The organism is Microbacterium arborescens (genome assembly GCF_030369635.1).
GTDB lineage: Bacteria > Actinomycetota > Actinomycetes > Actinomycetales > Microbacteriaceae > Microbacterium.
This window is the reverse complement of record NZ_CP128474.1, coordinates 2476283-2496913: the sequence shown is the minus strand read 5'-3', so window position 1 is coordinate 2496913 and position 20631 is coordinate 2476283. Positions and strand designations below refer to the sequence as shown.

The 20631-nt window shown below is 69.4% G+C and carries 19 protein-coding genes; 11 read left to right on the top strand and 8 right to left on the bottom strand.

Features of this window, described 5'->3' with window-relative positions:
- The first annotated feature begins 30 nt into the window (after positions 1-30).
- Together QUC20_RS11900 and hpf are read left to right on the top strand one after the other, a co-directional pair.
- Complete coding sequence (locus QUC20_RS11900) at positions 31-696, top strand: ComF family protein (RefSeq protein WP_289330000.1); 666 nt, start codon at positions 31-33, stop codon at positions 694-696.
- A 93-nt stretch (positions 697-789) separates the two neighbouring features.
- Entirely contained in the window at positions 790-1452 is a 663-nt protein-coding gene (gene hpf, locus QUC20_RS11895) for a ribosome hibernation-promoting factor, HPF/YfiA family (RefSeq protein WP_120264732.1), read from the top strand.
- An 89-nt stretch (positions 1453-1541) separates the two neighbouring features.
- On the opposite strand, the gene QUC20_RS11890 is transcribed toward hpf, so the two are convergent.
- Complete coding sequence (locus QUC20_RS11890; RefSeq protein WP_120264733.1) at positions 1542-2867, bottom strand: hypothetical protein; 1326 nt, start codon at positions 2865-2867, stop codon at positions 1542-1544.
- Between the two features lie 160 nt (positions 2868-3027).
- On the opposite strand from QUC20_RS11890, the gene secA reads away from it, so the two are divergent.
- Both secA and QUC20_RS11880 read left to right on the top strand, forming a co-directional pair.
- A complete protein-coding gene (gene secA, locus QUC20_RS11885) occupies positions 3028-5817 on the top strand; it encodes a preprotein translocase subunit SecA (RefSeq protein WP_120264734.1) in 2790 nt (929 codons plus the stop codon).
- A 60-nt stretch (positions 5818-5877) separates the two neighbouring features.
- Positions 5878-7101 (top strand): pyridoxal phosphate-dependent aminotransferase, encoded by a 1224-nt coding sequence (locus QUC20_RS11880; protein ID WP_120264735.1) that lies wholly within the window; start codon positions 5878-5880, stop codon positions 7099-7101.
- Between the two features lie 25 nt (positions 7102-7126).
- Here the strand turns inward: QUC20_RS11880 and QUC20_RS11875 are convergent, their stop codons facing one another.
- Positions 7127-7567, bottom strand: coding sequence for an Rv3235 family protein (locus QUC20_RS11875; protein WP_120264736.1), 441 nt, complete (start codon positions 7565-7567; stop codon positions 7127-7129).
- 131 nt (positions 7568-7698) lie between these two features.
- Here QUC20_RS11875 and QUC20_RS11870 point away from each other — a divergent pair, with 131 nt between their 5' ends.
- Positions 7699-8280 (top strand): hypothetical protein, encoded by a 582-nt coding sequence (locus QUC20_RS11870; RefSeq protein ID WP_289329999.1) that lies wholly within the window; start codon positions 7699-7701, stop codon positions 8278-8280.
- A gap of 4 nt (positions 8281-8284) precedes the next feature.
- On the opposite strand, the gene QUC20_RS11865 is transcribed toward QUC20_RS11870, so the two are convergent.
- The gene (locus tag QUC20_RS11865) at positions 8285-8557 is read right to left on the bottom strand and encodes a helix-turn-helix domain-containing protein (protein ID WP_289329998.1); all 273 of its coding nucleotides are present in this window, start codon (positions 8555-8557) and stop codon (positions 8285-8287) included.
- A gap of 98 nt (positions 8558-8655) precedes the next feature.
- Between QUC20_RS11865 and QUC20_RS11860 the strand changes: the two genes are divergently transcribed.
- The 3 genes from QUC20_RS11860 to QUC20_RS11850 are packed head-to-tail and all read left to right on the top strand — an operon-like array spanning position 8656 to position 12011.
- Positions 8656-9282: an SAF domain-containing protein gene (locus tag QUC20_RS11860; protein ID WP_289329997.1), complete on the top strand. Its 627-nt coding sequence runs from the start codon at positions 8656-8658 to the stop codon at positions 9280-9282.
- The gene (locus QUC20_RS11855; protein WP_289329996.1) at positions 9282-10508 is read left to right on the top strand and encodes a CpaE/TadZ family protein; all 1227 of its coding nucleotides are present in this window, start codon (positions 9282-9284) and stop codon (positions 10506-10508) included. The genes QUC20_RS11860 and QUC20_RS11855 overlap by 1 nt, the downstream gene beginning before the upstream one ends.
- A gap of 9 nt (positions 10509-10517) precedes the next feature.
- On the top strand, positions 10518-12011 hold the full coding sequence (locus QUC20_RS11850; protein WP_120265160.1) for a sensor histidine kinase: 1494 nt from the start codon (positions 10518-10520) through the stop codon (positions 12009-12011).
- A 43-nt stretch (positions 12012-12054) separates the two neighbouring features.
- Here QUC20_RS11850 and QUC20_RS11845 read toward each other — a convergent pair whose 3' ends face one another.
- Complete coding sequence (locus QUC20_RS11845) at positions 12055-12303, bottom strand: WhiB family transcriptional regulator (RefSeq protein WP_023955350.1); 249 nt, start codon at positions 12301-12303, stop codon at positions 12055-12057.
- Between the two features lie 221 nt (positions 12304-12524).
- Between QUC20_RS11845 and QUC20_RS11840 the strand changes: the two genes are divergently transcribed.
- Positions 12525-12911, top strand: coding sequence for a histidine kinase (locus tag QUC20_RS11840; protein ID WP_289329995.1), 387 nt, complete (start codon positions 12525-12527; stop codon positions 12909-12911).
- Positions 12912-12966: 55 nt separating this feature from the next.
- Here the strand turns inward: QUC20_RS11840 and bcp are convergent, their stop codons facing one another.
- Genes bcp through aroA form a run of 3 tightly spaced genes read right to left on the bottom strand, consistent with a single transcriptional unit; the run spans position 12967 to position 15850 of the window.
- The gene (gene bcp, locus QUC20_RS11835; RefSeq protein ID WP_120264742.1) at positions 12967-13434 is read right to left on the bottom strand and encodes a thioredoxin-dependent thiol peroxidase; all 468 of its coding nucleotides are present in this window, start codon (positions 13432-13434) and stop codon (positions 12967-12969) included.
- Positions 13431-14510 carry a ribosome small subunit-dependent GTPase A gene (rsgA, locus tag QUC20_RS11830; RefSeq protein WP_120264743.1) on the bottom strand — a complete coding sequence of 360 codons (1080 nt, stop codon included), beginning with the start codon at positions 14508-14510 and terminating at the stop codon, positions 13431-13433. Before rsgA ends, bcp begins: the two co-directional genes overlap by 4 nt.
- Positions 14507-15850 carry a 3-phosphoshikimate 1-carboxyvinyltransferase gene (gene aroA / locus QUC20_RS11825; RefSeq protein ID WP_289329994.1) on the bottom strand — a complete coding sequence of 448 codons (1344 nt, stop codon included), beginning with the start codon at positions 15848-15850 and terminating at the stop codon, positions 14507-14509. Before aroA ends, rsgA begins: the two co-directional genes overlap by 4 nt.
- Before the next feature lie 67 nt (positions 15851-15917).
- Between aroA and QUC20_RS11820 the strand changes: the two genes are divergently transcribed.
- Positions 15918-16571 carry a sigma-70 family RNA polymerase sigma factor gene (locus tag QUC20_RS11820; RefSeq protein ID WP_120264745.1) on the top strand — a complete coding sequence of 218 codons (654 nt, stop codon included), beginning with the start codon at positions 15918-15920 and terminating at the stop codon, positions 16569-16571.
- The gene (locus QUC20_RS11815) at positions 16568-16816 is read left to right on the top strand and encodes a zf-HC2 domain-containing protein (protein WP_120264746.1); all 249 of its coding nucleotides are present in this window, start codon (positions 16568-16570) and stop codon (positions 16814-16816) included. Before QUC20_RS11820 ends, QUC20_RS11815 begins: the two co-directional genes overlap by 4 nt.
- Positions 16817-16928: 112 nt before the next feature.
- Here QUC20_RS11815 and QUC20_RS11810 read toward each other — a convergent pair whose 3' ends face one another.
- The gene (locus tag QUC20_RS11810; RefSeq protein WP_289329993.1) at positions 16929-20624 is read right to left on the bottom strand and encodes a multifunctional oxoglutarate decarboxylase/oxoglutarate dehydrogenase thiamine pyrophosphate-binding subunit/dihydrolipoyllysine-residue succinyltransferase subunit; all 3696 of its coding nucleotides are present in this window, start codon (positions 20622-20624) and stop codon (positions 16929-16931) included.
- Positions 20625-20631: the final 7 nt, after the last annotated feature.

Here is a 20631-nt window from a genome sequence, read left to right as displayed (position 1 = left end):
TCGGCCGGAGTCCGGCGAGACCATGGGCTCGTGTCGTCCACCGCCCCCCGCCGTGAGCGCTGGCGAGAACACCTCGCCGACGCGCTCGACCTCATCCTTCCCGTCTGGTGCGCCGGATGCGATGCACCCGGCCGCCCCCTCTGCGCGACGTGCGTCTCGGAGTTCCCGCGCCCGCGCCGATGCGACACCGACGGCCTCGAAGTCTGGAGCGTCGCGCGGTACGAGGGCGTGGCCGCCCGCGTCATCCGCGCCCTCAAGGAGGATGGCCGCACCGGCCTCGGCCGCCCGCTCGGCCGGCTGATGGCAGGGCTCGTCCGAGAGGCGGGGTGGGGCGATGCCGTGCTCGTGCCGGTCCCGCCGTCGCGGCCGGCGCTGCGGCGCAGAGGGTACGCAGTGCCGGAGCTGCTCGCTCGGCGGTGCGACGCGCGCGTTGCGCGGTGGCTCCGTGCGCGCGGCAGCGTCGCCGACCAGCGTCTGCTCGGCCGCGCGGAGCGGCAGCGCAACGTCGCCGGAGCGTTCGTCGCGCGGCCGGGTACCGGCCCCGTCGTCATCGTCGACGACGTCATGACCACGGGGGCCACCCTGCGCGCGGCGCAGAACGCGCTCGGCGGTGCCGGTCTGCGGGTCGTCGGTGCCATCGTCCTGGCCGACACGCCGCTTCGGGTGGCCGCTGAAGATATTCCCGGCGGTTCATGAGTGACAACGCGCCCTCGCCGCACTAGCGTGGGGGAGACCAAGGCGAACGAAGGTCCGCCCTTGAACCGGGCGGACCGGAGCAAGGAGGTCAGGATGGAAACCAGCATCGTCGGCGTGGGAGTCGGGATCACGGATCGCTTCCGCACGGTGGCTGAAGAGAAGTCCAGTCGCATCGAGACGCTCGCACCTCGTGCGCAGCGCCTCGACATCAAGGTCACTCATCACGCGTACCGCAACGGGCGCATGGATGACGAAACCGTCGAACTGACCCTCACCGGAAAAGGACCGATCGTCCGGGCTGAGGCCACGGACGGCGACAAGTTCGTCGCGCTCGACCTCGCGGTCGACAAGCTCGTCGAGCAGGTGCGCCGCGCGAAGGACAAGCGCGTCGACGCGCGCAACCACCCGCGGGGAGCCAAGCTCGACAAGGGCACGGGTGCTCTCGAGGGCATCGACGTGGAGCCCGCGTCGGTCGAGGTCCTTCGAGCTGTCGCGACCGGCGAGGTCCCCGTCATCGGAGACTCCGCCGAAGAAGACGACTACACGCCCGTCGTCATCCGCACCAAGGAGTTCGGTGCTGAATGGATGACCGTCGAAGAGGCCGTCGACCGGATGGAGCTGGTCGGGCACGACTTCTTCCTGTTCATCAACGCCCGCACCGACCACCCGAGCGTGGTGTACCGCCGAAAGGGGTGGGATTACGGCGTCATCTCGCTGACCGCCGCAGCTCCGCCCGAGGCCGAGCTGGCGTCCTGACCTGAGGACGACGACGGGGCGGGTGCCATCGCGGCATCCGCCCCCGTCGTATGTCGCCCGAAGCCGCCGGTGCTCGGTCCCGCCGGCGTTCAGTCGAACATGCCGTCGAGCATGCTGCCGATCACGAGACCGCCCAGGATGCCGCCGACCATGTTGCCGCCGTTGCCGCGGCCGCCCCAGCCGCCGCCGTAGCCGCCCGGGCCGCCCCAACCGTCGTTGGGGCGCGAGCCGTCGATGTCGCGCTGGGCCAGGTGGAGGGCTTCACCCGCGAGAGCGGCGCATCGCCGAGCATCGGCGAGGGCTTTCTCGCGGTCGTCCTCGGCGATGGGGCCGACAGGTGCGAGGCCGAGGCGCAGACTCTCGGCCTCGGCGAGCCGGGTGCGCGCGTCCGCGCCGATCCAGCCGCGGTGACCGGCGATGACGCTTCGCGCGACCGAGAGCTGCCGGTCGGCGTCGTCGATGGCATGCCGCACGTGGCTCTCGGGCGGCACCGGTCGGGCGGCGCGCTCTCGAGCGGTGTCCACGGCGACATCGAGGGCGGCGTTCTTCTCGCGGAGCATCGAGAGCTCGGCGAACGGATCGCCCTTCGATCCGGCGGGGCTGATGCGGGTCAACGCCTGCTGGAGCTCTGCCATCGCGGTCGTGACCGCGGGGGTCTGCGGCGCGGTCCGTGCCGTCACGAGGTCGTCACGCGAGTCGGCCACGACATCGGCGAGCGTCGACTGGGCGCGCAGCGCTTCGACCTCGAAGTCGTCGACGGCATCGAGGAGGGTGCGGGCGCGGCGCACGGCCTCGGTCGCCGTCTCGAGCGCGATGTTCGCGGGTCCGCGCTCGCCCGCGGAACGGCGGCGCTCGGCGACATCCGCTCCGTGCTCGGCGAACTCGAGCAGCCCCGCCGCCTCGTCGGCGTTGCCGCTGATGCGGTTGAGCGCGTCGGGGTGGTAGCGCCCCGAGACGCGCTCGATGACGGCGCGTGCGGGCTCGATTCGCTCGCGCAGCGTCGTGACATCGGCCCGGATGCCGGCGAGGATCTCCGGCGCGCGCCGCGCCCGCTCGATCGCCTCCGATAATGTCGACGTGCGGTCGTCGAGCAGATCCTGCGCCCATTCGCACAGCTGCACGATGCGCGCGTTACGCGTGCGCACCTCTTCGGGGGTGTCGGGGATCTCGTCGTGATTGAGCTGCTTGAGGTGGAACGCCTCGCCCAGGTGATGACGCACGGCGGTGATCGCCTCGCGCAAGGGAGCGGTCGCTTCCTCGCCCAGCTCGGCCTCGGCGAAAACCATCTCATCGCTCGTGACGCGCAGACGCTCGTCCGCCCCGACGAGGGCGATGTCGGCCTCGCGCGCGAGGCTCGCATCCGCGTCGGAGACCTTCTGCTGTTCTTGCTTGCGTCTGCCCCAGAATCCGGCCATGTTCTGATCCTAGGTCTCGCCGGTCCGCACGGGAGGGGATGTCGTCGTCTCTCGCAGGCGACGCCAAGGTCACGGCCCGATAACATGGCTCCATATGCCCGTGCGTACGCGCGGGCGCGGCCGACGTGGCGTCGGCGCACCCGACAGATGGAGATCCGCTGTGGCCAACCCTCTCGAGAAACTGCTCCGCGCCGGTGAGGGCCGTGTGCTGCGCCGCCTGCAGCAGATCGTCAAGGCCGTGGGCGCGCTCGAAGAGGACTACGCCCGCCTCACCGACGAGGAGCTGCGGAACGAGACCGCCGAGCTCCGTGCGCGCCACGAAGCCGGCGAGACCCTCGACCGTCTGATGCCCGAGGCGTTCGCAGCCGTGCGCGAAGCTGCCAAGCGCACGCTCGGTCAGCGTCCCTACGACGTTCAGGTCATGGGTGGCGCGGCGCTCCACCTGGGCAACATCGCCGAGATGAAGACCGGTGAGGGAAAGACGCTGACGGCGACCTTCGCGGCTTACCTGAACGCGATCGCTGGCCAGGGCGTGCACGTCATCACGGTCAACGACTACCTCGCCTCGTACCAGTCCGAGCTCATGGGGCGCGTGTACCGGGCGCTGGGCATGACGACCGGCACGATCGTCTCCGGGCAGACCCCCGACGTCCGCCGCGAGCAGTACGCGGCCGACATCACGTACGGCACCAACAACGAGTTCGGCTTCGACTACCTGCGCGACAACATGGCGTGGCGCCGTGAAGACCTGGTTCAGCGCGGTCACTTCTTCGCCGTCGTCGACGAGGTCGACTCGATCCTCATCGACGAGGCACGCACCCCGCTCATCATCTCGGGCCCGTCGTCGGGCGAGGCCAACCGGTGGTTCGTGGAGTTCGCCCGCGTCGCCACGACGCTCGAGCCCGGTGTCGACTACGAGGTCGACGAGAAGAAGCGCACCGTCGGCGTTCTCGAGCCCGGTATCGAGAAGGTCGAGGACTACCTCGGCATCGACAACCTCTACGAATCGGCGAACACCCCGCTCATCTCGTTCCTCAACAACTCGATCAAGGCGCGCGCCCTGTTCAAGCGCGACACCGATTACGTCGTGATGAACGACGAGGTCATGATCGTCGACGAGCACACCGGCCGCATCCTCGTCGGGCGCCGCTACAACGAGGGCATCCACCAGGCCATCGAGGCGAAGGAGGGCGTTCCGGTCAAGGCCGAGAACCAGACCCTCGCCACCGTCACGCTTCAGAACTACTTCCGCTTGTACGACAAGCTGTCGGGTATGACCGGTACCGCCGAGACCGAGGCGGCCGAGTTCATGTCGACCTACAAGCTCGGTGTCGTGCCGATCCCCACGAACAAGCCGATGATCCGCAAGGACCAGCCCGACCTCGTCTACAAGAACGAGACGGCGAAGTTCGCGCAGGTCGTCGAGGACATCGTCGAGCGGCACGCCAGCGGTCAGCCCGTGCTCGTGGGAACGACGAGCGTCGAGAAGAGCGAGTACCTGTCGCGGCTGCTGGCCAAGAAGGGCGTCAAGCACGAGGTCCTCAACGCCAAGAACCACGCGCGTGAGGCCGAGGTCGTCGCCCGGGCCGGTCGTCTGGGGGCGGTGACGGTCGCGACGAACATGGCCGGCCGTGGCACCGACGTCATGCTCGGCGGCAACGCCGAGTTCCTCGCCGTGCAGGAGATGAAGTCGCGCGGTCTCGATCCGGTCGAGACGCCGGAGGAGTACGAGGCGGCGTGGGACGAGGTCTTCACGTCGGTGCGGGCTACCGTCGCCGAGGAGGCCGAGAAGGTCGTCGCGGCCGGCGGCCTGTACGTGCTCGGCACCGAGCGTCACGAGTCGCGCCGCATCGACAATCAGCTGCGCGGTCGTTCGGGCCGCCAGGGCGACCCCGGTGAGAGCCGCTTCTACCTGTCGCTGACCGACGACCTCATGCGCCTGTTCCAGTCGGGCGCGGCCGAGGCGATCCTCGCTCGCACGAACTTCCCCGAAGACGTCGCGATCGAGTCGTCGATGGTCTCGCGCGCGATCAAGAGCGCGCAGGCTCAGGTCGAGGCGCGCAACGCCGAGATCCGCAAGAACGTCCTCAAGTACGACGACGTGCTCAACCGCCAGCGCGAGGCGATCTACACCGACCGCCGCCAGGTGCTCCACGGCGACGACCTCTCCGAGCGTGTGCAGCACTTCATCGAAGACGCCATCAGCGCGGTGATCGACGACCACACCTCGTCCGGTCACACCGAGAGCTGGGACTTCGACGCCCTCTGGACCGAGCTGAAGACGCTCTACCCCGTGGGCGTCACGATCGACGAGGTCGTGGCGGAGGCGGGGAACAAGGGCCGCATCACGCCCGAGGTGCTCAAGCGCGAGCTGCTCTCCGACGCCAAGATCGCGTACCAGAACCGCGAGGAGGCGCTCGGTGAGCCCGCGATGCGCGAGCTCGAGCGTCGCGTGGTGCTGCAGGTGCTCGACCGCCGCTGGCGTGACCACCTCTACGAGATGGACTACCTCAAGGACGGCATCGGCCTGCGTGCGATGGCTCAGCGCGACCCGCTCATCGAGTACCAGCGCGAGGGGTACGAGATGTTCCAGTCGATGATGAGCCAGATCAAGGAGGAGTCGGTCGGCTTCCTCTACAACCTCGAGGTCGAGGTGCGCTCGGCCGAGAGCGGCGATGTCGACGCCAAGGGGCTCGCCCCGACGCCCGTCGAGACGCAGAAGCTCGAGTACTCGGCGCCGAGTGACACCGGATCGGGCGAGGTCGAGGTGCGCAACGACCGCGGCCAGGTGCAGAAGACGGCGACGGCGAAGGCGCGTCAGCACGCGGCCGAGCAGGATGCGCCCGCCGATGGCCCGCGCGGCGCGTTCGGGCAGAAGACGGCCGCGAGCGAGGATGCCGCCGATGCGGGCAACCGCGCGGCGCGCCGCGCCGCAGGCAAGAAGAAGTGATCCGGCGAGCGGGCCACGCTTCGTCGATCGGCCCGCTCGACCCCCGGATATCCTGATCGGATGAACCGCCGTACCCTCGATCAGTCATCGAAGCTCAAGGACGTCCTCTACGAGATCCGTGGCAGCGCCCTGGCCGAGGCCGACCGACTCGAGGCCGACGGGCACCGGGTGCTCAAGCTGAACACCGGCAACCCCGCGATCTTCGGGTTCGAGGCGCCCTTCCAGATCGTGCGAGACATGATCGAGTCGGTGCCCAACGCGCACGGATACAGCGACAGTCGCGGCATCCTGTCCGCGAGGCGCGCCGTCGTGTCGCGCTATGAGGAGGTTCCGGGGTTCCCTCACGTCGACCCCGATGACGTCTACCTCGGCAACGGCGTTTCCGAGTTGATCACGATGACGATGCAGGCGCTGCTCGATGAGGGCGACGAAGTGCTCATCCCCGCGCCGGACTATCCACTGTGGACGGCGATGACGAGCCTCGGGGGAGGTAAGCCCGTTCACTACCTGTGCGATGCGAGCCAGGGCTGGGAGCCCGACCTCGAGGACATCCGCTCGAAGGTGACTCCGCAGACGAAGGCCATCGTCGTCATCAACCCGAACAACCCCACCGGTGCCGTGTACAGCCGGGAGGTGCTCGAGGGCATCGTCCAGATCGCGCGCGAGCACTCGCTGCTGCTGCTCTCGGATGAGATCTACGACCGGATCCTCTACGACGAGGCGAGCCACATCCCGCTGGCGACGCTCGCTCCCGATCTGCTCTGCCTGACCTTCAATGGGCTCTCCAAGACGTACCGCGTGGCCGGATACCGGTCGGGCTGGCTCGTCATCACCGGCCCGAAGGCGCACGCGAAGGGCTTCCTCGAAGGCATCCAGTTGCTCGCCTCGACGCGTCTGTGCCCGAACGTGCCGGCACAGTTCGCGGTGCAGGCGGCGCTGTCGGGTGTGCAGTCGATCGAGGCGCTCATCGCACCGACGGGGAGGTTGCACGAGCAGCGGGATGCCGCGTGGCAGGGCCTGGAGAGCATTCCGGGCGTCACGTGCCACAAGCCCGAGGGAGCGCTGTACGCCTTCCCCCGCCTCGACCCCGAGGTGTATGACATCCACGACGACGGCAAGCTCGTCTACGACTTCCTCGTCGCGGAGCATGTGCTGCTCGTGCAGGGCACCGGCTTCAACTGGCCGGACCCCGATCACCTGCGCATCGTCACGCTGCCCGAGGCGCGGGTCCTGACCGAGGCGATCGAGCGGCTGGGCAACTTCCTCTCGTCCTACAAGCAGTGATGCGGGGAGGGCACGCGGGCGCCGATCACAGCAGGGCGAGCGACGTCGCACGCCACCGGCCGTCGAGCCCCTCGAGTCGGAGTGCGACGGCGCGCGTCCGGTGCGGGGTGGTGACGACCACCGTGCCCTCGACGACCCCGTCCGCCGGCTCGCACGTCCGCACCGAGACGATCGAGTAGACCGGCCGCGCCGGCGTCACCTGCCGTGCGCTGCGCGCCCGCGCCGCGAGGTTCGCGCGCGTCACGAGCACGCGGAAGGCGTCCTCGCTCAGCCACCGCGCGAGCTGCTCGACCTCGCGTACTCCGGCGAGCACCTCGAGCACACCCCGGGTCAGGTTGCGTGCCAACGGCTCGGGATCGGGGAGATCCGACGTCGGCGTCGGCTGCGCCGCGAAGAACTCGGCGATGTCGAGCGACGACCCGATACGCGGGTATCGACGCGGCTCGTCGGCGTTCACGGACGTCATCGTGCGCACCTCCTTCCCTCGGCTCTGCCAACGCCGACGAGTACAACACACTGCCGAATCTGGCCGGATGAGAATCCTCCAACCTGTGGACAACTCACCCCGGCCCGCTATGCCGCCGATAGCCTCGTCGCGTGCGATGGCAGCGCTTCTTCGAGGATCTCGAACACCAGCTGGACTCCGAATGGGAGGCCGAGCGGGCGGCGCTCGACACCGAGGCCGAGCGGTTGCGCCTCTCTCGGCTCACGCTGCGTGAACGCGTCGCCGAACTGGTCGACACCGAGGTCGCGATCGATGTCGTCGCCGCCGATGCTGTGCGCGGACGTGTGACGGGAGCCGGTGCCGACTGGCTCGGCATCGAGAGCGCCGCCGGGCTGCGCGCCGCAGTCGTGCCGCTCGCGGCAGTGGCCTCGGTCGCCGCTGCGGAATCCGACCTGCTCCGCAGCGCCCGTCCGTCCGGACGCCGCCCGGCGCTCGCGGAACGCATGACACTCGGCTTCGTCCTGCGCGACCTCGCGCGTCGTCGCGTCGGCGTCCGCATCGCGGTTGCGGGGAACACGACCTGGACGGGCACCATCGACCGCGCCGGCGCGGACCACCTCGATCTCGCGCTCCACGGCGCGGGGGAGCACCGGCGGACGAGCGCCATCACGGGTCATCGCATGATCGCGTATCCGGCGCTGCAGACCGTGCATCTCGACGGCGGAAACGGGTAAAGGATCAATCGTTTCGGCGCCGCCGACCCCACAGCTCGGGAAAGCTCGCGATCTGCGATTGCTGCCACAGTGCCGCGCGACGAGCATCTTCGACCTGGGCGTCGAGGTAGTCTTCGACGCTCTCCGACTCGATCCGCCACCGAGACGGAGTTCCCACCTTCGCTCCGACCAGCCGGCCCTCGTGGACGAGCGCGATCACCTCGTCGACCTCGATCTGCAGCATCTCTGCGACCTGGGACGGGGTGAGGAAGCGCGCACTGTCGGGCGTGGCGGGCATGCGTCCATTATCGGCACGCTCACGCCGCCGCGTCGTGCCCTTGACACCCCTGTGGAGAACCGAGAACGTCCGCGCGTCGGTTCGCCCACGATGGTGGCATGGTCGTACGCACGTCACTCCGCAGACGCCTCCGCCGCGCCGACGCACGCGTCATCGTCGGCATCGTGCTGGTGCTGATCTCCATCGCCGGCGTGTGGTCGGTCGTGTCGGCTGCCCGCCAGACCTCGACCGTTCTCAGCGCAGCACGCACGATCGTCGTCGGCGAGCCCATCGAGGCGGCCGATCTGCGCGTCGTGGAGGTGGCACTCGGGGCGGCCGACGAGATCTACGCGGCTCCGGGCACGCTCGCGCCCGGAGCCGTCGCCGCCCGGACGATACCCGCGGGCGAGCTGGTGCCGCGCGGCGCTGTGGCGTCGCCCGATCAGCTGGCTGCGACGACGATCGTCGTGCAGACGACGAACGCCGTGCCGGGCTCGGTCTCGGCGGGAACCCGGGTGGAGGTGTGGAGCGCAGCTGAGCGCGAGCGCGGTGTGTTCGCCGACCCCCGCATCCTCGTCGCGGACGCGACGGTGCGAGCCCTGCAGAGCAGTGACGGCCTCGTCGCGCAGCAGCGCTCCGCCGCCGTCGAGTTGGTCGTGCCCCGGGCGGATGTCGGCGCCCTGCTTGCCGCGATCGGCGCGGGAGACGCCCTCTCCGTGATTCCCGCTGCGGGCGGGGACCGCTGATGCGCGTCGTGGTCGCGATCCCGGATGCCGGGCCTTTCGTCGAACGACTGCGTGCCGGCGGCCATACGGAGGTCGCGGTGCTCGCCCCCGACGTGATGGTCGGCGTAGCGCTCGAGGGCTCAGGTGCGACCGAGGCCCTGGCCGAGGCGGATGTCGTGGTGCTCGCTGCATCCCGGGCCTGGCTCACCCGCGAGGTCGTCGAGCTGTGCGATCGCGCGGCGACGCGGATCGTCGCCTGGGCTCGGGATCCTTCCGAGCGCCGGTTCGCGGAGGTCCTCGGTGTCGCGGTCGTCGATGCCGACGTGGATGCCCTGGATGCCGTGACCGCCCTCCCGTCTCCGCGACCGCGCGGCCGATCGCGAGGCCGGGTGATCGTCGTGTGGGGCGCGGCCGGTGCGCCGGGGCGCACGACGCTCGCGATCGAGCTCGCCCGGGAGACGGCTCGGGATGGGCGCCGCGTCGCGCTCGCCGACGCGGACACCCATGCTCCGTCGGTCGCCATCGCACTGGGCATCGCCGATGAGGGGCCAGGGCTCGCGGCGGCCTGCCGGCGGGCATCTCGGGGCGAGCTGACCCCGGCCGAGCTGACCCGTATCGCCGAGCCGGCCGGTGCCGTCGAGGTCCTGACGGGGATCAATCGCACGACACGCTGGCCCGAGCTCGGGGTCGACCGCGTCATGCGCGCCCTCGACACCTGTCGTGAGTGGGTCGACGAGGTGTACGTCGATGTCTCGGCCTCTCTCGAACGCGACGAAGAGATCGTCAGTGATCTCGACGGCCCGCGACGCAACGGGGCGACGCTCGCGGCGCTCGAATCGGCCGATCTGGTCGTCGCCGTCGCGGCTGCCGACCCCGTCGGACTCTCTCGGTTCCTGCGCACGTATCCCGACCTGCGGGCGACGGTCGGGGCCGTACCGGTGCATGTCGTGGTCAACAAACTGCGCGGCGGGCCACTCGGGATCGATCCACGAGGTCAGATCCGCCGCAGCTTCGAGCGATACGCGGGCATCGAGCGATGCTGGTTCGTTCCCTGGGACCCGCGTGCCGCGGACGCCGCACTCCTCGCGGCGCGCCCCATCGGAGAAGGCAACGGGCGGGGGCCGCTCCCCGCGGCAGTTCGCCGGTTCGTCGGCGAGGCGATCGCCCCGCCGACGCCGTCCACCCCCGCCCAGCTCCGGCGGCAGCGTGTGACGGGGCGGGCGGCGCCAGTGAGGTCGGCCCCCTAGTCTGGAATGGTGTCGACCCTCAGCGATCTCGTCCATGCTCAAGGACTCTCCACCGACGCCGACGTCGAGTGGCTCCACCGCCTCGCGGGCGATGGGCAGCTGTTGGCCGACCTCGCGTTCGCCGACATCGTCATCTGGGTGCCCACGGCCGACGACTCGTTCATCGCCGTGGCGCACACGCGGCCCGGGGGAGCGGCGACGTTGTTCTATCGAGACATCGTCGGCGACCGGGTGCGGCCGCAGTGGCGCACGCAGGTGAAGGATGCCTTCACCCAGGCGCGCATCGTCGATTCCGCGTCGCCCGACTGGTTCGAGGAGACCCCCACGCGCGTGCGCGCGGTCCCCATCGTGCGGGAGCGGGCCGCGGAGGGGCGACCGGCGCACGTCGTCGGAGTGCTCACGCGGCACACGAATCTCGGTGAGGCGCGCACACCGTCGCGCCAGCAGATAACGTTCAACGACTGCGCGGACGACCTGTTCGGGATGGTCGCGTCGTCGGACTTCCCCGACCTCAACGCCCCGACCGCCCCGCGGCGCGGCGCGCCGCGCGCATCCGACGGACTCATCCGGCTCGACGTCGATGGCATGACGACCTTCGCTAGCCCGAACGCGCTGTCGGCCTTCAATCGGCTGGGCTTCGAGGATGAGCTCGAGGGTGAGCCACTCATCGAGGTCGCGACCGCGATCCTCCCCAGCAAGCGCGAGTTCGACGAGTCGCTGCCTATCGTGATGGCCGGGCGTGCCCCGTGGCGGGCCGACATCGAGGCACGCGGGGTGACGGTGTCGTTGCGGACCATTCCGCTGCGCGACCACGGTACGCGCATCGGTGCCATCGTGCTGTGCCGCGACGTCAGCGAGATTCGGCACCAGGAGCAGGAGCTCATCACCAAGGATGCGACGATCCGCGAGATCCACCACCGCGTGAAGAACAACCTGCAGACGGTCGCGTCGCTGCTGCGGATCCAGGCGCGTCGCACGCATTCCGAGGAAGCCCGCGATGCTCTCACCCAGGCGATGCGGCGTGTGTCGGCCATCGCCGTCGTCCACGACACCCTCTCGGAGGGGCTCGCGCAGAACGTCGATTTCGACGAGGTCTTCGCGCGCGTCCTCAAGCTCGTCGCCGAGGTGGCGGCGGCGCCCAACACGCGCGCCCGGACGCGATCGACCGGCCGTTTCGGAACGCTGCCGAGCGAGTACGCCACGCCACTCGCGCTCGCTCTCACCGAGCTCGTGACGAACGCGGTCGAGCACGGTCTCGCCGGCACGGAGGGTGACGTCGAGATCGTCGCCGAGCGTTCGGCGGAGCGCCTCGAGGTCAAGGTCCGCGATTCGGGCAGCGGGTTGCCGGAGGGTCAGGTCGGGCGCGGCCTCGGCACGCAGATCGTCCGGACGCTCATCCAGGGCGAACTCAGCGGGACGATCGACTGGCACACGCTCGTCGGGAGCGGCACCGAGGTGACCATCGACATCCCGCTGCGTTACATCGAGCGCGACGCGGGCTGAGTGCGACGAGCGCGTCCGGCGGTCAGGAGGCCTGCGGCGCGGCTCAGGAGGCGCGACGTGCGCGCGCAGCGCGGCGCTTCAGCGCACGGCGCTCATCCTCGGAGAGGCCTCCCCAGACGCCCGAGTCCTGGCCGGTCTCGAGGGCGTACTGCAGGCAGATCTCAGTGACGGTGCAACGGGCGCAGACCGCCTTCGCCTTCTCGATCTGGTCGACGGCGGGGCCGGTGTTGCCCACGGGGAAGAAGAGTTCGGGGTCGACGGTCAGGCAGGCAGACTTGTCGCGCCAATCCATGTGGTGCTCCTTGGGGTGGTGATTCTGTCGGGCCGGACTCGGGTAGTCCGTTACCCTGGATAAGTGTGCGAGCGGATGCTCGCCCCACTTCGCTGTGGGAGCACACGGCTTGATCTATCGTCCCATAGCCCGGACAGATGAATCAAGGGTGAACTGTGGATTTGCTCGCCGCCGGGCCGTGAATACCGGCATTGCGCGGCCTGGATCGAAGGTCGGATGCCATGGCTTCCTCTGCTGTCGAACGCCTCGCGGGAGCCGTGCTCGCGGCCGAGGCCCTGGCGCTCCTCGCGGTCGTCGGGTGGGAGATGGTCGCTCTCGTGAGCGGCGACACGATCGACGTGCCGAGCTCCGTGGCGCTGATCGTGCTGACGGCGGTCGGGGCGGTGGCGCTCGCCGCATTCGCGGTCTCGGTGTGGCGACGGATCTCCTGGGGCCGCTCGGGAGGCATCGTCGCGCAGCTGCTGATCCTGGCCGTCGCGCTCGGTGCGGCCACGGGCCAGTACGCCGACCCGGGAACGGCGGTGCTCATCGCGGTGCCGGGCATCGTCGGTTTCGTGATGCTCGTGGCCGCTACGCGGCGCGCAGCGCGCGATCGCGGCGAATCCTGACACCGCGAGTCCTGCCACCGCGAGTCCTGCCACCGCGACGGGCGACGAGAGCGCTTCAGTCCAGACCGAGCAGGGCGCGCACGCGCGCGACGTGGCCGGTGGCCTTGACGTTGTAGAGCGCGTGCTCGATGCGACCGTCCGCGTCGATGACGAAGGTCGATCGGATGACGCCCTCGACGGTCTTGCCGTAGTTCTTCTTCTCGCCCCACGCGCCGTACGCCTCGTGCACGGCGTGGTCGGGATCGCTCAGCAGCGGGTAGGTCAGCTGCTCCTGCTCACGGAAGCGGCGGAGCTTGGCCTCGTCGTCGCGCGAGATCCCGATCACCTCGATCCCTGCGGCGCGCAAGGAGTCGACGCTGTCGCGGAAGTCGCATGCCTCGCGCGTGCACCCGGGTGTCATGGCGGCGGGATAGAAGAAGACGACCGTGCGCCGTCCGCGCAGGTCCGACAGCGAGAGCGTCGAGCCGTCCTGGTCGTCGAGGGTGAATTCGGGGGCGGGATCGCCCGGTTCCAGACGCGTCATGATTCCAGCCTAGAACGCCGCACGGCCGGGTCGACGCCGGCAGAGAACGTGCCGAGCAGGCGCTGCAGCGAGTCGAGACGTGCCGGTCCGCGTTCGCCGAGTCGGCCCGCCGCGACAGCCTCGATGATCGCGCAGTCGGGTGCGTCGGGAAGATGCGTGCATCCACGCGGGCATTCTTCGGCGACGGCGGCGAGGTCGGTGAAAGCGGCGAGGATGTTGGCGGGATCGACGTGCCCGAGTCCGAACGACCGCACGCCGGGCGTGTCGATGACCCAACCGCGGCCCTCAGGTCCGCGGTAGCGCAGCGAGACGGTGGAGCTCGATGTGTGGCGACCGCGTCCGGTGACCTCGTTGACGTGCCCGGTCGCCCGGGCAGCCGTCGGCACCAGCGCGTTCACGAGGGTGGACTTGCCGACACCCGAGTGGCCGACGAACACCGTCGCATGACCCACGAGCTTCGCGCCGAGTTCGTCGACCGGCATCCGTCCGCGTCCGCTCGTGAGGACTTCGAGGCCGTCGACCCCCTCGAAGTGAGCGAGGAACGTCGAGGGGTCAGCGAGGTCGGTCTTGGTGACGACGAGCATCGGATGGATGCCGGCGTCGAGGGCCGCGATGAGGTAGCGGTCGACCAGCCGCGGGCGCGGCTCGGGGTCGGCCGCCGCCACGACGATGACCATCTGGTCGGCGTTCGCCACGACGATCCGTTCGACCTGATCGGTGTCGTCGGCGCTGCGGCGCAGCAGCGTCGTGCGCGGTTCGATGCCGACGATGCGTCCGAGAGTGCCCTCGTCGCCCGACACGTCTCCGACCACGCGTGCTCGGTCACCGCTGACGATCGGCTGCTTCCGCAGCTCCCGAGCCCGCACCGCCAGGGTCGTGTGCTCGTCGTCGCCGTCCTCGTCGATGAGCACCGTGTACCGACCGCGGTCGACACCCACGACGCGCGCCACCTGCGCATCGCTGTGCGCGGGGCGGCGCTTCGTGCGGGGCCGATTCGCTTTGGGGTTCGGACGCATCCGGATGTCGGACTCGTCGTACTCCTCGTCGAGGTCGTCGTCGCCGCCGAGCCAGCTCACCCGTCGACCCGCGCATTGTCTGCGAGCATCTCGGCCCACAGCTCGGGGAACTCCGGCATCGTCTTGGCGGTGGTGCCGATGTCGTCGACCTCGACCCCCGGCACGCGAAGACCGATGATCGCGCCCGCGGTCGCCATGCGGTGGTCGTGGTGGGCTCGCCAGAGCCCGCCACGCAGCGGCGCGGGTGTGATCCGGATGCCGTCCTCGAGCTCCTCCGCCGAACCTCCGAGTGCTCGCAGGTTGCCGACCAGAGCAGCGATCCGGTCGGTCTCATGCCCACGGATGTGGCCGATCCCGTGCAGCGTGCTCGGCGAGTCAGCGAAGGCCGCGAGCGCGAAGAGCGACGGTGTCAGCTCGCTCGCGGCAGAGAGGTCGAGGTCGACTCCGCGGATCTCACCGGTTCCGGTGACGGCGAGGACGCCGCTGCGGCGCGTCACCCGAGCGCCCATCTCCGTCAGGATGTCGACGAGCAGGGCACCGGGCTGAGTCGAGTGCACGGGCCAGTGGGGCACGGTCACACGGCCGCCGGTGAGGACGGCCGCGGCGAGGAACGGAGCCGCGTTGGAGAGGTCGGGCTCGATCGTGAGCTCTTTGCCGCGCAACGGACCGGCCGGCACGAGCCACTCGCGTTCGTTCGGGCGTTCGACGACGACGCCGCGGTGGCCGAGTGACTCGACCGTCATGTCGATGTGGGGCAGGCTCGGCAGGCGGTGGCCGTCGTGCACGAGTCGGAGGCCCACATCGAAGCGAGGCGCGGCCAGCAGCAGGCCCGAGACGAACTGGCTGGACCCGCTCGCATCGATCGTGACCTCGCCGCCGCGCACGTGCCCATGCCCGTGCACGAGGAACGGCAGGGTCCAACGGCCGCCGTCGTCGATGTCGACACCGAGCTCGCGGAGGCTACGGATCATCTCCGCCATGGGCCGGTGCAGGGCGCTCTCGTGCGCCGTCACGGTGACCTCCCCGCGGGCGAGGCCCGCCAGGGGCGTGACGAAGCGCATCACGGTGCCTGCCTGGCCGCAGTCGACGACGGCGTCGACGGGGCTTTCGCCGAACGGGGTCACGATGAGGTCGGGACCGAACCGTCCGTCGCCGGGGACCGCTTCGATGTGAGCACCGAGCGCGCGCAGCGCATCGATCATGCGCGCGGAGTCGTCGGAGTGCAGCGGCGCAACCAGCCGTGAAGGGGTCTCGGCGAGGGCAGACAGCACCAGCTCACGATTGGTGATCGACTTCGATCCGGGGACGGCGACCTCGGCTCGGACAGGGGCATCGGCGACGGGAGCGCGCCACGGCGCGCCGATGTCGGCGGGACGGGGGGAATACGCGGCTGTGCTCATGGGTTTCCACAGTATCGAACGCCCTCGTTCTGTCGAGGTCGTTGGTCCTACCGAGGGAAGGGAGTCCATGATCGCACTCGCCGATCCCACCGTCGTGCCGTGGGACGCCCACGTAGACTGGCCGCTGATGGAAGAGCAAGCGGTCACCGATCCGAGCGTGCAGTTCGAGGAGCAGGCGCTCCCGTTCATGGACCAGCTTTACGCCGCGGCCATGCGGATGACGCGCAATCCCGCCGACGCGGCGGATCTCGTGCAGGAGACGTTCGTCAAGGCGTTCGCCTCGTGGTCGTCGTTCACGCAGGGCACGAACCTCAAAGCGTGGCTGTACCGGATCCTGACGAACACGTACATCAACACCTACCGCAAGAAGCAGCGGGAGCCCTACCAGGGCACCATCGACGACCTCGAGGACTGGCAGCTGGGCGGAGCGGAATCGACCACCGCATCCAGCAGCCGCTCGGCCGAGGCCGAAGCGATCGACCACATGCCGGCATCCGCGGTGAAGGATGCCCTGCAGTCGATCCCCGAGGATTTCCGGCTGGCGGTGTACCTCGCCGACGTCGAGGGATTCGCCTACCAGGAGATCGCCGACATCATGAAAACCCCCATCGGCACGGTCATGAGTCGTCTGCACCGTGGCAGACGACTGCTGCGTGACCTGCTGGCCGACTACGCGAAAGAGCGGGGCATCGCGACGCCCCCCACGAGGAGCAAGAAATGAGTGACTGCGGCTGCGAGAAGGCGCGACGCGATCTGGAAGAGTACCTGCGCAACGAGGTCTGCAAGACCGAGCATTCCGACATCCGCGAGCACCTGGAATCGTGCCCGGCATGTCGTGACGAGGCCCTGGTCTCGCGCACGCTCACCGAGGTGGTGGCCCGCGCCTGCCGGGAGTCTGCTCCCGAGGAGCTCCGCGACCAGGTGCTGGCGCGGCTGCGGCAGGCCCAGGAGGCCGCGCACGCCTGAGTCCGCCCGTGTGGCTCTACCGCTGACCGGCTGAGACGGCACGAGAGCACGGGGCGAAAAGCTGGAAGGGGCAGACGTTCGTCACGTCTGCCCCTTCTGCGCTGTCACCGTCTCAGAGCGTGAGCGCCTGCTCGATGAGCTTCGCCTGCTCGACCGCATGCACCTTCGGTGAGCCGGTGGCCGTCGATGCGGCGGCGGGTCGGGTGATGCCGCGAACGGCGCGTCCGTCGAGCTTGGCGGAGGCCTCGAGCGCGATGAACGGCCACGCACCCTGGTTCTCGGGCTCGTCCTGAACCCAGACGACCTCGGCGTTCGGGTAGCCCGCGAGGACAGCCTTGAGCTCGTCGACCGGCGCGGGATAGAACTGCTCGAGACGCACGAGCGCGATGGCCGGGTTCGGCTTCTTGTCGAGCTCGGACTTCAGATCCCAGTGGATCTTGCCCGAGTGCAGCAGCACCCGCTTGACGGCGCTCTTGTCGGTGATCGCGATGTCGTCGATGACGGGCTCGAACTTGCCGTTCTGGAAGTCCTCGACCGGGCTCGTCGCGCCGCGCAGGCGCAGCATCGCCTTCGGGGTGAACACGACGAGCGGACGGCGCGGGCGTGCGTACGCCTGGCGACGGAGCAGGTGGAAGTACGACGCGGGCGTCGACGGGCGAGCGACCGTCATGTTGTCCTGGGCGCACATCTGCAGGTAGCGCTCGATGCGGGCCGACGAGTGGTCCGGCCCCTGGCCCTCGTAGCCGTGGGGGAGCAGCAGGACGACACCCGACTGCTGCGCCCACTTCTGCTCGGCCGACGAGATGAACTCGTCGATGACCGACTGTGCGCCGTTGGCGAAGTCGCCGAACTGCGCCTCCCACAGGACGAGCGAATCGGCGCGCTCGACCGAGTATCCGTACTCGAAGGCCATCGCCGCATACTCGCTCAGCAGGGAGTCGTAGACGTAGAAGCGGCCCTGATTCTCGGAGAGGTTCGCGAGCGGCAGCCACTCCTGGCCGTTCGAGCGGTCGTGGAGGACCGCGTGGCGCTGCACGAACGTGCCGCGGCGGGCGTCCTGACCGGCGAGGCGGACGTTCGTGCCCTCCATCAGCAGCGACCCGAAGGCGAAGAGCTCACCCATCGCCCAGTCGATGTTGCCGTTGCGGCTCATGTCGTGGCGCTTGTCGAGCAGCTGCTTGAGCTTGCCGTGCACCGTGAAGCCTTCCGGGGCGTTGACGAACGCGTCGCCGATCTGGCGGATGACGTCTTCGCCGACACCCGTCGTCTCGGGCGCGCCGACGGCCTGATCGATCGGCCCCGACAGACCCACCGGGCCGGAGGCGCCGGTCTCGGCGGCGTGCGTCTCGGCGAACGCGACCTCGAGGCGGTCCTGGAAGTCGCGCTTGGCCTGCTCGTACTCTTCCTCGGTGATGTCGCCGCGTCCGACCAGCGACTCGGTGTAGAGCCGGCGGACCGAGCGCTTCGCCTCGATGAGGTTCGTCATGAGGGGCTGGGTCATCGAGGGGTCATCGCCCTCGTTGTGGCCACGGCGGCGGTAGCAGACGAGGTCGATGACGACGTCGCGCTTGAACTCCTGGCGGTAGCGGAAGGCGAGCTGCGCGACGTGCACGACGGCCTCGGGGTCGTCGCCGTTGACGTGGAAGATCGGCGCCTGGATGGTCTTGGCGACGTCGGTCGCGTACACCGAGCTGCGGGCGTCGAGCGGGAGCGTGGTGAATCCCACCTGGTTGTTCACCACGACGTGGACGGTGCCGCCCGTGCGGTATCCGCGCAACTGCGACATCTGCAGGGTCTCGACCACGACGCCCTGGCCGGCGAAGGCCGCATCGCCGTGCACGAGGATCGGGAGCCACGAGAACGACGCGATCGGGCCGCGGTCCTGCTTGGCGCGGACGATGCCCTCGAGCACGCCGTCGACGGTCTCGAGGTGCGAGGGGTTGGCCGCGAGGTAGACCGGAAGCTCATCGCCCTCGTCACCGACGAAGGTGCCCTCGGTGCCGAGGTGGTACTTCACGTCGCCCGAGCCGCTCTTCGAGCCGATCGCGACGGAACCCTCGAACTCGCGGAAGACCTGGCCGTACGTCTTGCCGGCGATGTTCGTCAGCACGTTGAGGCGGCCGCGGTGAGCCATGCCGATCGCGGCCCCCTCGAGCCCGGTGCGAGCGGCACCCTGGAGGATCTCGTCGAGCAGCGGGATCAGCGACTCGCCGCCCTCGAGGCTGAAGCGCTTCTGACCCACGAACTTCGTCTGCAGGAAGGTCTCGAACGCCTCGGCCTGGTTCAGCTTGCCGAGGATGCGCAGCTGCTCGGCGTGGCCGGGCTTCTGGTACTTCACCTCGACGTTGTCCTGGAACCACTTGCGCTGATCGGGGTCCTGGATGTGCATGTACTCGATGCCGATCGTGCGGCAGTACGAGTCGCGCAGGACGCCGAGGATCTCGCGCAGCTTCATGACGCGCTTGCTGCCGAAACCGCCGGTGACGAACTCACGATCGAGGTCCCAGAACGTCAGGCCGTGCTGCTCGATCTCGAGGTCGGGGTGCGTGCGCTGGCGGTACTCGAGCGGGTCGATGTCGGCCATGAGATGGCCGCGCACCCGGTAGGAGTTGATGAGCTCCTGAACACGGGCGGTCTTGTCGACGCGCTCGGCGAGGTCGACGTTGATGTCGGTCGACCACTGGATGGGCGCGTAGGGGATGCGCAGTGCGGCGAAGATCTCGTCGTAGAAGCCGTTCTTGCCGATCAGCAGCTCGTGCACCGTCTTCAGGAACTCGCCCGAGCCGGCACCCTGGATGACGCGGTGGTCGTACGTGCTCGTCAACGTGATGGTCTTGCCGATGCCGAGGTTGACCAGCGTCTTCTCGCTCGAGCCCTGGAACTCGGCCGGGTAGTCGAGGGCGCCGGCGCCGATGATGCTGCCCTGGCCGCGCATGAGGCGCGGGACGGAGTGCACCGTTCCGATGCCGCCGGGGTTCGTCAGCGAGATCGTCGTGCCCTGGAAGTCCGCTGCCGTCAGCTTGTTCTTGCGAGCGCGGGTGACCAGGTCCTCATAGGCCGAGAGGTACTCGGTGAAACTGAGCGACTCGGCGCGCTTGATGCTCGGCACCATGAGCGCGCGGGTGCCGTCGGGCTTGGGGAGGTCGATCGCGATGCCGAGACCGACGTGCGCGTGCGCGATGACCGAGGGCTTGCCGTCGACCTCGGCGTACGAGACGTTCTGGCTCGGGAAGGCCTTGAGAGCCTGGATGAGCGCCCAGCCGATGAGGTGGGTGAAGCTGATCTTGCCGCCGCGCGTACGCGACATGTGGTTGTTGATGACGATGCGGTTGTCGATCATCAGCTTCGCGGGGATCGTGCGCACGCTCGTCGCGGTGGGCACCGTGAGCGAGTCGTCCATGTTCGCCGCGAGGGTCTTGGGCATCCCGCGAAGCGGGGTCACGACGTCTTCACGTTGCTCGACCTCGGCGGCGGGCGTCGTCGGGGCCTGCGCGGGCACGGGCTGAGCGGCCGCGGGCCGCGCCGTCGTGCGGGCGACCGGCTGCGAGCCGACAGTAGGCACGGGCGCCGTCACCGGGTGGGATGTCGTGGCGGGCTGAGCGGCCGCGGGCTGCGACGGAGCGGATGCGGCGGGCTTCGCGCTGGCGCCGCTCACGTGAGCGGCGTAGGCCTCGAGCGTCGGCCACCACTCCTTGTCCACCGAGTTCTTGTCGTCGCGGAACTGTTCGTACAGTTCCGCGACGAGCCATTCGTTCGCCCCGAACTCGCCGTCGTTCGAGGTTCCGATTCCGGTCGCCTGGCTGGACACGGCAGAT

Bases quoted from the DNA above. Each gene is read 5' to 3' on its own strand.
- hpf (WP_120264732.1), top strand. From the start codon at position 790: ATGGAAACCAGCATCGTCGGCGTGGGAGTCGGGATCACGGATCGCTTC.
- aroA (WP_289329994.1), bottom strand. From the start codon at position 15,850: ATGAGCACAGCCGCGTATTCCCCCCGTCCCGCCGACATCGGCGCGCCG.
- QUC20_RS11820 (WP_120264745.1), top strand. From the start codon at position 15,918: ATGATCGCACTCGCCGATCCCACCGTCGTGCCGTGGGACGCCCACGTA.
- QUC20_RS11880 (WP_120264735.1), top strand. From the start codon at position 5,878: ATGAACCGCCGTACCCTCGATCAGTCATCGAAGCTCAAGGACGTCCTC.
- bcp (WP_120264742.1), bottom strand. From the start codon at position 13,434: ATGACGCGTCTGGAACCGGGCGATCCCGCCCCCGAATTCACCCTCGAC.
- QUC20_RS11815 (WP_120264746.1), top strand. From the start codon at position 16,568: ATGAGTGACTGCGGCTGCGAGAAGGCGCGACGCGATCTGGAAGAGTAC.
- QUC20_RS11875 (WP_120264736.1), bottom strand. From the start codon at position 7,567: ATGACGTCCGTGAACGCCGACGAGCCGCGTCGATACCCGCGTATCGGG.
- QUC20_RS11890 (WP_120264733.1), bottom strand. From the start codon at position 2,867: ATGGCCGGATTCTGGGGCAGACGCAAGCAAGAACAGCAGAAGGTCTCC.
- QUC20_RS11865 (WP_289329998.1), bottom strand. From the start codon at position 8,557: ATGCCCGCCACGCCCGACAGTGCGCGCTTCCTCACCCCGTCCCAGGTC.
- QUC20_RS11840 (WP_289329995.1), top strand. From the start codon at position 12,525: ATGGCTTCCTCTGCTGTCGAACGCCTCGCGGGAGCCGTGCTCGCGGCC.
- QUC20_RS11845 (WP_023955350.1), bottom strand. From the start codon at position 12,303: ATGGATTGGCGCGACAAGTCTGCCTGCCTGACCGTCGACCCCGAACTC.
- QUC20_RS11860 (WP_289329997.1), top strand. From the start codon at position 8,656: ATGGTCGTACGCACGTCACTCCGCAGACGCCTCCGCCGCGCCGACGCA.
- QUC20_RS11855 (WP_289329996.1), top strand. From the start codon at position 9,282: ATGCGCGTCGTGGTCGCGATCCCGGATGCCGGGCCTTTCGTCGAACGA.